Source organism: Pseudomonadota bacterium, from assembly GCA_030860485.1.
Classification (GTDB): domain Bacteria; phylum Pseudomonadota; class Gammaproteobacteria; order JACCXJ01; family JACCXJ01; genus JACCXJ01.
Genome location: JALZID010000110.1, coordinates 1 through 10,888, shown reverse-complemented (window position 1 = coordinate 10,888; position 10,888 = coordinate 1). Strand labels below are relative to the sequence as shown.

The 10,888-nt window shown below is 61.4% G+C and carries 11 protein-coding genes and 2 pseudogenes; 4 read left to right on the top strand and 9 right to left on the bottom strand.

The features are described 5' to 3' along the window. Positions 1 to 62: 62 nt before the first annotated feature. Together M3461_06550 and M3461_06545 are read right to left on the bottom strand one after the other, a co-directional pair. On the bottom strand, positions 63 to 1,046 hold the full coding sequence (locus M3461_06550; protein ID MDQ3774035.1) for a PstS family phosphate ABC transporter substrate-binding protein: 984 nt from the start codon (positions 1,044 to 1,046) through the stop codon (positions 63 to 65). Between the two features lie 186 nt (positions 1,047 to 1,232). Next, positions 1,233 to 1,817 (bottom strand): annotated as a pseudogene (locus tag M3461_06545) (substrate-binding domain-containing protein). A gap of 722 nt (positions 1,818 to 2,539) precedes the next feature. Between M3461_06545 and M3461_06540 the strand changes: the two are divergent. Together M3461_06540 and M3461_06535 are read left to right on the top strand one after the other, a co-directional pair. After that, positions 2,540 to 2,995 carry a phasin family protein gene (locus M3461_06540; GenBank protein ID MDQ3774034.1) on the top strand — a complete coding sequence of 152 codons (456 nt, stop codon included), beginning with the start codon at positions 2,540 to 2,542 and terminating at the stop codon, positions 2,993 to 2,995. Positions 2,996 to 3,254: 259 nt separating this feature from the next. After that, on the top strand, positions 3,255 to 4,193 hold the full coding sequence (locus tag M3461_06535) for a sterol desaturase family protein (protein ID MDQ3774033.1): 939 nt from the start codon (positions 3,255 to 3,257) through the stop codon (positions 4,191 to 4,193). Here the strand turns inward: M3461_06535 and M3461_06530 are convergent. From M3461_06530 to M3461_06500, 7 genes are all read right to left on the bottom strand, one after another. Next, positions 4,123 to 5,130: an esterase-like activity of phytase family protein gene (locus tag M3461_06530; GenBank protein ID MDQ3774032.1), complete on the bottom strand. Its 1,008-nt coding sequence runs from the start codon at positions 5,128 to 5,130 to the stop codon at positions 4,123 to 4,125. The two genes, M3461_06535 and M3461_06530, sit on opposite strands and share 71 nt — an antisense overlap. Further along, positions 5,108 to 6,385: a hypothetical protein gene (locus M3461_06525; protein MDQ3774031.1), complete on the bottom strand. Its 1,278-nt coding sequence runs from the start codon at positions 6,383 to 6,385 to the stop codon at positions 5,108 to 5,110. Before M3461_06525 ends, M3461_06530 begins: the two co-directional genes overlap by 23 nt. Before the next feature lie 369 nt (positions 6,386 to 6,754). Next, on the bottom strand, positions 6,755 to 7,693 hold the full coding sequence (locus M3461_06520) for a nucleotidyl transferase AbiEii/AbiGii toxin family protein (protein MDQ3774030.1): 939 nt from the start codon (positions 7,691 to 7,693) through the stop codon (positions 6,755 to 6,757). Positions 7,694 to 7,768: 75 nt separating this feature from the next. Continuing rightward, positions 7,769 to 8,008: a hypothetical protein gene (locus tag M3461_06515; GenBank protein MDQ3774029.1), complete on the bottom strand. Its 240-nt coding sequence runs from the start codon at positions 8,006 to 8,008 to the stop codon at positions 7,769 to 7,771. After that, positions 7,980 to 8,192 carry a nucleotidyl transferase AbiEii/AbiGii toxin family protein gene (locus M3461_06510; protein MDQ3774028.1) on the bottom strand — a complete coding sequence of 71 codons (213 nt, stop codon included), beginning with the start codon at positions 8,190 to 8,192 and terminating at the stop codon, positions 7,980 to 7,982. Before M3461_06510 ends, M3461_06515 begins: the two co-directional genes overlap by 29 nt. Positions 8,193 to 8,206: 14 nt before the next feature. Beyond that, positions 8,207 to 8,434: a hypothetical protein gene (locus M3461_06505; GenBank protein ID MDQ3774027.1), complete on the bottom strand. Its 228-nt coding sequence runs from the start codon at positions 8,432 to 8,434 to the stop codon at positions 8,207 to 8,209. Continuing rightward, the gene (locus M3461_06500; protein MDQ3774026.1) at positions 8,415 to 9,014 is read right to left on the bottom strand and encodes a hypothetical protein; all 600 of its coding nucleotides are present in this window, start codon (positions 9,012 to 9,014) and stop codon (positions 8,415 to 8,417) included. Before M3461_06500 ends, M3461_06505 begins: the two co-directional genes overlap by 20 nt. 771 nt (positions 9,015 to 9,785) lie before the next feature. Between M3461_06500 and M3461_06495 the strand changes: the two are divergent. Both M3461_06495 and M3461_06490 read left to right on the top strand, forming a co-directional pair. Beyond that, positions 9,786 to 10,064 (top strand): annotated as a pseudogene (locus M3461_06495) (methylmalonyl-CoA mutase family protein). Between the two features lie 229 nt (positions 10,065 to 10,293). After that, on the top strand, positions 10,294 to 10,791 hold the full coding sequence (locus tag M3461_06490) for a hypothetical protein (GenBank protein ID MDQ3774025.1): 498 nt from the start codon (positions 10,294 to 10,296) through the stop codon (positions 10,789 to 10,791). Positions 10,792 to 10,888 lie beyond the last annotated feature (97 nt).

Here is a 10,888-nt window from a genome sequence, read left to right as displayed (position 1 = left end):
TGCAGAAAAACAAGGGGCGCCGGACGACGCCCCCTGATATCTGACCGATCACGCATCACCAATCACTGCCCGGCTGTCAGAGTTGCTTCCCGCGTCAAGAGGTCCTCCACGAGCACGCCAACCTCTGACACCCCGCCGAAGCCGGTCCCCAATTTTTGCTTCTGGAAATTCTCGAGTGCCAGTGTATAGGCCTTATCCGGAAGGTTGACATACCCGACCTCCTTGGACAGCTCGCCGCCGTTCTTGAGATAGAACTCGACGAATTCCTTCACCTCCGGTTTCTTCGCGGATTTGTCGTTGACATAGATGAAGATCGGACGGGAAAGCGGCTGATAGGTGCCGTTATTGACCGTCTCGATCGACGGCAACACGGCCGGCTTGCCCTCCTCGGGCTTGATCGGCACCGCCTTCAATTTATCCGCGTTCTCCACATAATAGGCGAGGCCAAAAAACCCGAGCGCGTTTTGCTCGCGCGAGACGCCCTGGACCAGGACGTTGTCGTCCTCGCTGGCAGTGTAGTCACCACGGCTCGACTTGGCCTTGCCGACGACAGCTTCGGTAAAGTAGTCAAACGTCCCGGAGTCGGCCCCCGCGCCAAAGAGCGCAAGCGGCGCATCCGGGAAGCCAGGGCGGATCTCTTTCCAGTTCTGGACCTTGCCCTGCGCCTCGGGCTCCCAGGCTTTCTTAAGCTCGGCCACGGTGAGATAGTCAACCCAATCATTCTTCGGATTGACGATGACCGTCAGGGCATCGAAGGCCACCGGCAGCTCGATGTATTTGATATCGTTCTGGGCACAAGCATCCATTTCCTCCTTGAGGATAGGGCGGGAGGCGTCGGAGATATCGGTCTCACCGCGGCAGAACTTCTTGAATCCGCCCCCGGTGCCCGAGATGCCGACTGTCACCTTGATCGCTCCCTTTTTGGCCTTCTGGAATTCCTCTGCGACGGCTTCCGTGACGGGGTAAACCGTGCTGGAGCCATCGATCTGGATCACCGGCTCGGCCCGAGCCGCGGTCGCGCACAGCGCACCGGCAACAAGCGCCATGGCGCCTAAACGTGTAAAAACCTTCGTTATATTCGTGTTCATAGCAAGCTCCTCGTAAATAACACTAGGCTCCGGGCAGTGTCGAGCCCTACGCCCAGGTCACGATCACCAATCCCCGCACCGGCGAGTCCCTCACGGTCACCGCCCAAAGCGATGGCAGCTTCAGTGCGGGATCGCGGCCGCTGCCTTGAGCGACTTGATCCAATCGAACTCTTTGCAACCGCCTTCCATCGCCAGCTCGGCGAAGGCGTCGCGCGTGCCGGAGGTGGGCGGCGGGCCTAAGACCTCTGTCTTTTTGTCCGGCAGCTCAGGATTGACGGCACGCCAGGTCTTGTATGGGTTCGGGACCAACGCTTCCCCGCCCTTGGGATCCGGGACCTCCTTGGAGAGCGCAAGGTAGACCTCCTTGAGGCTCAGGCTGTACGGGGGCGCGGCCTTGGAGTTAGCGATGGCGATCCCATCGTAACCGATCTTAACCTCCAGGATGTCCTTGACGCCGTTTTGCTCGCAGGCCTCGACCTCGGAATCCTTGATCCGTCGCGAGGCGTTGGCGATATCAAGGTGGTTGACCCCTACACCGGCGCAAAAGAGCTTGATCCCGCCCCCGGTGCCCGTGGACTCGATCTTCGGGGTCTTGAATTTACCGCCCTTGCCGAAGCGCTCGGCGACGGTCGTGGTAAACGGGTACACAGTCGATGAGCCGACGATGGTGATGTAGTCGCGGGCAAAGACGGCGGGATTGTACGCCAATGTCAGTGCCACGGCGCCCATCACGAGGGCTTTTTTGATCATCACGGAACACTCCTCCTCTCTAAGAACCGATACGAACCGGCATGTTCCTGGAGTGCGCGGGCAGGATCACCGCGCCGATCCGGACATGGCTGCAAGAGCCCGGACCGCACAGCCTCATACCGCGCATGGCTTGTGAGGGCCTCCGGAACCACTGCGCAGGGGTCACGCGGCGACGGCTCTGACGATGCCCCCATGGTAGGGACACTTTATGGCAGTCTCATGACAGTCCCATGACAGTCCGGACACCGGTACCCCCGTCACGCCGCTGTCATATCGAGTCGTTAGATTCGTACGCGACCAAAGTGAGACGGTGCGAGCTCGATAAAGCAGGAAGTCCCTTCTCTGTCCGGGAGAAGGTTAGGATAAGGGGAATGAAATCAAGCGCTTTTGTTCGCGTCTCTCATTTCCGGATCAAATGGGTAAAGCCATCCTACGCGGGCGTTTGTTCACGTGTCCGGGAAAGGTGGAAAGTATCAATTCGGTGCCGGGCTTCCGGTAAGGCTTACATTTCATGTAGTTTTACCCGTAAATTCTACAGAACCCATTCGCTTTCTACACGGTGTCTCGCGGGTGGCGGCCATCGATCGGTGGCATTCCTATTGCCTTGTTGCATTGCAATAGGAAAGCGGCATACGATGGGACACGCAGGAAGCAGAACAGCAGGGGTCTTTGGCACCGTAATCTACGAAAGAGGTGAAATCATGCAACGATCTGATGATGTAAATAGTGCAGCGAGCAACGGCGCGAGACGCGCAATCAATTTGGCGGAGATCATGGTCCAGGGGTCGGCGCGCATGTTTGAGATTCAAGCGGCCGCCACTAGGACTCTTTGGCAGTATCAGGCGAAAAGCGCTGCGATGTTGGGAGCACCGGACTGGTCGCAGCTGTTTAAAGGCAACGGCAACACTCGTTTCTTCGCGAGCACGGCCGAGGACGTCTTAAACTATATGCGCCAAACCAGTGGAACGATAGCGGAGATACAGTCCGATATGTGCCACTTGGTCGAGGAGCAGACGGCCGAGCTTTCGGACCAGTTGCGGCAAGGTCTCAAGCAAACCGGCGCTCTTATGAATGAAGGGCTGGAAGAGAGCAAGCGTATGACGGAGCAAGCAGCAGAGCGTGCGACACAAGAGGGTAAACGCGCCAAGCACGCTTGAGATGATTCATATTTGGGGGGATCAGGCGTTATCCCCCTTTTTTTGCCAGGCCCGCATCGGCTCGGTCGCCCCTCAAGGGTATCGGGCGATGCGGGGGAGCGACCAGGCCGTTTCGGTCGAGGTACCGGCTTCGGTGCGGTTGGTCGCCAACATCCGCGACGTCGAGCGTTCGCTCGGACGGCGTCAAGCCGGTCCACGACAGCGAGCAGCCCCCACCGGCGCAAGCTGCGCCGCGTGCTGACCGTGGCCGCGTCCTGACATGCCCTGGGCCATCCTCGCCGCGATCGTGATCGTCGCCGGCGCGGCGGCGATCATCGCGCTCGAGCGCTGGCGCCCGTACGACCGCGGCCAGCCGTTCCTGCGCGACGGTTTCTGGGTCGACTTCGTCACCTACGCGCTGTTCCAGAGCTACTTCCTGGCCCTGGTCATCAACCTCTTGATCGGCTGGATCGACGGGTGGACGGGCGCGTCGCGGCACGGGCTGGTGAGCGGGTGGCCGATCGCCGCGCAGGTCGCGTTCTTCGTGATCAGCCACGATTTCTACATCTACTGGTTCCACCGGTTGCAGCACGGGAACCGGTGGCTGTGGCGACTGCACGAGGCGCACCACTCGGCGCGCCACGTCGACTGGATCGCGGGCTCGCGCTCGCACTCGTTCGAGATCCTGATCAACCAGTCGATCGAGTTCGGCGCGATGATCCTCCTCGGCGCGTCGGTCGAGGCGATCCTGATCAAGGGCGCGATCAGCGCGGTCTGGGGCATGTGGATCCACGCCAACGTCGACGTGCGGAGCGGGCGACTGCAGTGGGTGATCAACGGGCCCGAGATGCACCGGTGGCACCATGCGATCGACCACCCTCGGGGAGGGAGCAACTTCGGGACGAAGCTGGCGATCTGGGACTGGATCTTCGGCACCGCGTACCGGCCGGCGAAGAAGCCGGCCGGGTACGGGCTCACCGAGGCGTACCCACGGGGGTACCTGGAGCAGCACGCGTTCGCGTTCCGGCCGTTCGAGCGGTTCGCGCGCTGGTGTTCTCATGATCGGCGGCCACGTGGTCAACACCGCGGTGTCGGCCGGTGCGCCTCGGCGCTAAAGGCCGCCGAGCGCAGCCCGCCGGTCGCTCCGGCTAATCGATCTCGCCGAGCCTCAAGAACTGAGTTTCACCGCTCGAATCGACCACCCCATCGTTGTCCGTGATGATGAAGCCACGCCCGGATCGGTTAATCGCGAGTCCCTCCACCTTTTCGAGCACCAGGCCTTTCGGTCGTTCAAGGTCCGGCATGAGGTCGCGCACCAATGTCTTCTCCACGAGCGGGAACGCCCCTCCTTGCGCCTGGGGCTCGAGGCCCGCGATCGAGAATTTATAGATCCTCTTGATGCGCGCATGGGTGCCGGCTTGGTTATCGCGCTCGATCACGGCAAAGGTGTCCCCGCCCAGGGCGACCAGCTCCGATAGTCCGACCCAACCGCCGACCGGTGAGGTCGGCAGATCGAGGGGATAGTAGAAGAACGTCCACTGCCCCGTCGCGGTGTCGTAGCGCCCGATCCGCACCCGGTTATCCGGGTCGCCCACCCATTCACGCTGAAAGGCGACGTAGACGCGCTCCTTCGCCCCTCGGCCGACGGAGGCCACGCCTTCGAAGCCGAAGCGACGCTGCAGGGCGTTGACGGGCTCCGGGAGACCGATGTCAGCGACGATCGCCCCCTCAGGCGTAGTTTTGAGCAAGAGGTTCGTGCTGCTCACCGGTCGCTCCGGATCGTCCACCGAGCCGGCACCCTCGGAGACCGCCCAGAAGCCGCGGTCGGGACGTTGGGAGATGCCCTCGAGGTCGAGATCGACCGTCTCACCACCCCGGCGTAGCACCAGCTCGTCGGTGATCACGGCCGGCGATCTGCGGATATCCAGAGTGAAGATGCGGCTCTCGCGATAGAAGCTGTCATAGGCGGTATAGAGCGTGTGGGGGTCCCATCGATCCGCGGCGAGGGCCGAGAGCGCGCCCCAGGGGATCGGAAGACCATCGGCTCGGTTCGCCGATCGGATGGTCGGATAGCGAGGCCGCTCGCTTTCCAGCGCATAGATCGTAATCGTGGAGCGTATGTTGACTTCCGCGTCATCGACCTCGCTCGCTACCACCAAGAGCCCGCGGCTCGGGATGGCGAGTACGCCCTCCGGCCCCAGCCCCGCCGGCAGCACTTGTACCAGGTTCGGGCGGCCGAGTACGATTCGATAGACGGCGATGACGTTGGAGCGCTCCGATCCCACGAACAAGAACCGGTCGTGGCCGTACTGCCCGTACTCCACGCCCTCCGGCTCGTTGCCCTTGTTCTCCGAGCGGTCCTCCGGGTAATGGCCGGGTCACCCGATGTTCCAGGGCGTTGCCCGCGGCAAACCGCACCTGGCCCTCGCGATCGAAGAACGTGAACCCCCGACTTCCGCCATCGAGATCGCCCTCATCCGCCGTGGCCAGGCGAAAAGGTGAGATCCAGGCCACCGCGTCGGGCTCGCGCGGCACCTCCTTCAGTTCGTCATCGAGCTCGATGAGGTCGTTCTCGAGGACATCGACTTGCCGAAGGTCCACGGTACCGGCGTTCCAGTGCCTGAGGATCTTCCCCGTGGGCAGATCGATCAAGGCCACATGATTGTTCTCCTGCAAGGTGACGGCCGCGATGTTCCGATCGTTGATGTCCACGAACTCGGGCTCCGGATCGTCCGGGAACAGCCCCGGGATGCCGACGAGGCCCACCGTGCGGGTGCCCCATTCAGCGGGAGGCCCTTGAAGATCGACGATGACCACGAAACCGGGCGGCGATTGGGGCGGGCGGCCGTCGCCGGCCTCCTCGTCGCGCTCGTTCTCGATGGCGATGGCGGCGTAGCGTCGATCCGGGCTCACGGCAATGGAATCGGGCTGGCCGCCGAGATCGATGCGGCGTACGATGTCGCGCGTCTCCAGGTCTATCACCACCAACTCGCCCGAGGGGGCCGAAAAGCTCGGGCTCTTGTCCACCACGGCGAGGGCGTAGGGGCCCGATACCGCAACGGAGGTCGGCTCGCCCGACATCGCCAGAACGCCCTGAGGTTTCGGGGCGCCGGGCTGGTCGAGATCGACGAAGCCGAGTTGCTCGGATTGGCTATCGGTGTAAATAAGCAGCTTTCCGTCCTCGCTCGCGCTCACGATCTCCGCGCCGGTCTGTGCGCCCTCATCGGCGTTCAGAAAGACCGGAAAGGTGGCGATGCGCTGGAAGACATGCCCGTCGTCGTGGCCCGTGGCGCAGGCGATCCGGGGTGCGGGTGCAAGTGCCGACACGAGGCCAAACCAGAGTGCAAGGCGCAGAACGAGGAAGCGCCTCAGGATAGCGTCGCGCGAGCTTAGGGATGCGGGTCGTGGCATGGGATGGCCCTTGGTATCTTGTTGGTGGTCTCGAGCGGGCGCGTCCTCGGGTCAGACGCGCTACGAGCGCCACCCTAATGTGTCAAAATGACAGTGAGATGACGATGAGCTCGCAGGGGCTTGTGGTATGGCCGAGGTCGATTACGAGCACGTGAGCAAGGTATACGCGGGCAGTCTGCAAGCGATCGCCGATTTCTGCCGATGCCCCCGGGTCCGGTGGGCCGTTCCGCCGGCCTTTACGACGCAGGCTCGCATTGACAGAGTTGCCGCGGAGTCACATCATGGCGTAGGGGAGGGCGTAGCCGGGGACGCCACTTTCGAACCGGTCGGAAACCCGCAGGCTCGCGCCCGATTTCCTCCTCTGCTCCCTCAGAATTTCGTGCGCACGTAAATCCCGACCCGGCCGGGGCACTTATAGCCTGCAGGATGTTTGTGCGGTTTCAACCTGCCGTCCATCGATTTCCGCTGGAATGACTTGCGGCAGATGCTGCATCGGTAAACGTAAACAGGACCGTCTCTTCTGGATGCCGCCGCGCGCCGGGGTTTCGGCGCCGTCCTTGGTCCCCGCCCTTCACCCCGCGATGGCCTGAGATCGGTCCGCGGTCGGGATGCAGAGGCGACGAGCAACGGGTCGCTTGGCGTGAGCTCGACGAGATAGCGCGGGGAGAAGGTCTGCGCCGTGACGGAAGCGGCCCGCATCCGGTCCACGCGGTAGGAGCGATGCTCGCCTGAATCGCTTCGGATCGCGTGCAACACGTAATTCCCATCTGCCGTCTGCCGAAGCGAATACGGCTCAATGCGGCGTACTCCGGCGTCATAGGAGAGATCGACGCAGAGATGGTTTGCCGCCGCGAAACGAATAATTTCAAGCGTCGAGCGCGCGCGCAGGGGAACGGCCATCGGCAGGACGCGGCTGCGAATTGCAATCTCGCCGGAGCCGGGTTCGATGGGGGTGCGCTGCGGCGCCTCCGCGCCGCTCATGATCCAGGTGAAGATCTCCGGCAACGCCTCCCAGAAATCCGTCACAGGCGGCAGGAGGGGAAGCTGGTGAGCAAGCATACTCTGCCACATGGCTTCGAGATCGGCGCGGTGAGGCCCCAAAGCCTCAAACGTTGGCAGCGGGATGGCCTTGTAGGCGCATTTCTGCTCGAGCACGTTGCGGAAGACGGCTGCCGACGGGCGGCTGTCGCCGTGTCGGTAGAGATTGACGACATCATAAAGATCGAGAGGCCGGGTTCGTTCTCCGAGCGCCCGGACCTTTTCTCCGAAGGCTTCCTCATAGGCGTAGCAGTTGACCCAGAGGCCCACTTCGGGACGGTCGGAATAGGGATGGAAAACCTCGCGCCTACCGCAGGTAGCACGAGTCGCTCATCGCCTGTGAGATCAAGCTATGATCTTCGGCCACCCGGTTGTCGTCGGGGAAATCGGCCCTCGATAGCCGATCTTGCCCTGGCAAGAGAGCCTCCCCCGCGGATTCCTGTAAATGTCGAAACTCAGTTGGTAAGCGGGGATGGTGAGGCCTGATTGTTCGGCAACCCAGGCGACGACCTCGCCGACGGCGTTTTTGATAAATGCCTCTTCGATGTGGCGCTCGTCACGCAGCGTGAAATCGAGGTCCTCCAAGAAACGATAGGTCTCGAAAACACTTCTTGAGACATGTGCCGCCCTTGAACACCCAGGATTGACCAAGCACCGGATGCGCGTTGATTCCCGCGAGCAACCAGCCGAGGACGTAATCCTTCTCGGCAACACTGGGCAAGAGCCCGAGCGCCGAAGCAGATTCGAGGATTTCGCGCTTGTCGATCATGCTCTGCCCTCTTTTTATCGGTCCGGAATCCAGAGCCGCCACGCGGTAACGAGGTGCTGGCAGGAAAGAGCGGGATCGAGCCGGGCATAGCCTTGCGTCAACCGATCTTGGCAGGCGGCGGTGAGTTCCTGGTCATGAAAACGCGTCTCCGCCAGGAACCCGAGCCTCTTGAAGACTGCGCCGTTGCCAAACTGCTCCGCGTATTGGATGAGGAGCTTGCGGTCACTCTCCCTTGTGCCCAAGGTATGTAGCGACACAATCGGCGACGTGATCGATGCCGCCGCCGGTCTCCGGCATCGCGATCATGTCGACCAGGGTGCGGGCGGGATCCGAGATGGTGACACGCGTCGATCCGCGCCAGAGCGCTTTCAGTCCGAAGAGACGCTTGTTCGCGACGTGATGAAGCAGGAAGATGACGCCCTGGGCGGTCACGCGTTTATTGGTGATCCGGCGAGTCGTGAAGACAATGGTCTCATTGAAGAGCTGCTCCGTCAGCTCCCAGTGGTGGGCGGCGGACCAGCCGCCGACATAGCCTTGATCAAAGAGTGTCGGAACCAGCACCCAGGGATCGTCGATAACCTGCTTGCTGCCGGCGAGATCAAGAGGCACCGGAACATAGAGCCCGTGCCCGACGCGCCGAAGGCAGCCTTGCTCGCGCCATCGCGACAGGAGCTTCGCGGCACGGCGACGGTCGAGCCCGAGGGTCTGTGCCACAACATCGATCGACACCACCTCTTTGGTGGCGCGAAGCACGGCGGCAAGCCGGGCACGAGAGGCCGGCAACGGGCTGTCTTCTCGATTCATAGCTATACTATGACACATGAAGTTCCCTTTTTACAGGAACTTCGCGCACTACAGTATAGTTATGGTATCAGGGGGAAACCGGTGCACTAGCTAGTGAAGCAGTGAAGCCGCATCCACTTTACACAACACCGGGATTGGATGCCCGGATGCCCTGGGCAGACAGGCGGCTTACCGCGATCTTTTTCGTTACGAATTGGAGCCGGGACTGGCGGGCGAAATCCGGCAAGCGACGAATCGCAATTTCGCGCTTGGCAATGAACTCTTCGAAGCGCAGGTGTCGGCGGCCTTGGGGCGGCGGGCAGCTCCCGGCAAGTCCGGGCGGCCGGGCAAGACGCCGGACGCCGGCGCCAGAATCGGGGAAGCTGTTTCAGGAATGACAGAAGACCGTGGTCTGTCCCCGTTTTACACCCCAAGGCGCCGCCGCCCCTTGGCGACACCCCAACCGCCCCGAGGCACCGATGCCCTTGCCGGCGACGTTCCGAAGTAGCTATTTGGCTCGCACTAAAGGATAGCTTCTCGTCGGTACATAATCACACGATACCAAACAGCAATGAACGTGCTTATGCCAACTAACTGACACCCGATTCGATCCGGTTCAGACTCCTGAGCCGACAATCCCCCTTGGCCCCTCGCTCGCCCGAGACGCCAAAGTACGCCGAAACACAGCGCCTCGGGACGATGAAGGACCCGCAAAGCCCCATCCTCAGCCGAGGAATCGCATGCTTGACAACTCACTAGCACAGCAGTACCCTTCCTCCTGTTGAAAAGGGCGTCGTTCTTCTTAATCCTCCGATCAGCCAGCTCGCCTTCACCCTGAGCAACGCCTTCACCATCGTCGAGTACTACCTCGCGCGCGGCATGAAGATCGACGACTTCGCCCAACTTTTCGTTCTTCTTCAGCAACGGCATGGACCCCGAGTACACCGTCATCGGCCGCGTCGCCCGCCGCATCTGGGCCCGCCATGCGCGAGGGCTACCACGCCAGCCCCGCGCAGCCAGATGATGAAGTACCACATCCAGACCAGCGGCCGCTCTCTGCATACGCAGGAGATCCAGTTCAACGACGTTCCAGCTACGCAACGACTTCGCCAACTCGTACGTCGGCGCGACAGAAGTCGCGCTCCGCCCGAGCCAGGGCCTTGCCTACCTGCAGAAGACCGCGCGTGACCGACAGAACGTGTTTGCGGCGTTGATGGAGGCGGTGAAGACGCACTAGCTGGGGCAGATCAGTCATGCGTTGTGACGTCGGCGGGGCATTATCGGTGGAACATGTGATCTACCTACGAACGAATTCGATATGAAGGCTCATTTCGATCAGGTTGCCCTAGATGCCCAACAGTTGAAGTCAGATGGCGATGTCCGACTTCATCTGGTTTCCTCAGTTCGGTTGCTGTTGCAGCAAGCTGTATTTGGCTTGCTCGAGTGGGCATGCAAGCAGCCGCCGAAGGACAATACATATCTCCCTGCCGATCTATTTGCTGGGCTGTTGGCGCCTTCGGATGGAACGTTAATCGACTCCCTAGAGTCTCTCATTATTTATTGCGAACAACTCGGCTGGAATGGGGTTTCGCGCGCTCTTTCCTCACCGATTCCCGACGAAGCGGCATGCAAGGTAATTTGTGGCGATAGTGATGCCACAACCGCTGGCCTGTTGCGCGGGTTGGTGCAGCTCAGAAACGAGGGCGCTGAAGGCCATGGACTGGTGGGTGGCTATCAGCGAGATGCCGAACTTGATTGTTTGCAACAGATCACCTCTCATCTGGGTTCAGTAGTGTCCGACAGATTTGATAGCTAACGATCGGAAAGCCTGTATTGACAAGGCCTTTCATTACTTTGTGGGTGTAAACGATTTGAACGTGGAGCGCCGATTCGGGCAAGCTACCCGGATTTAT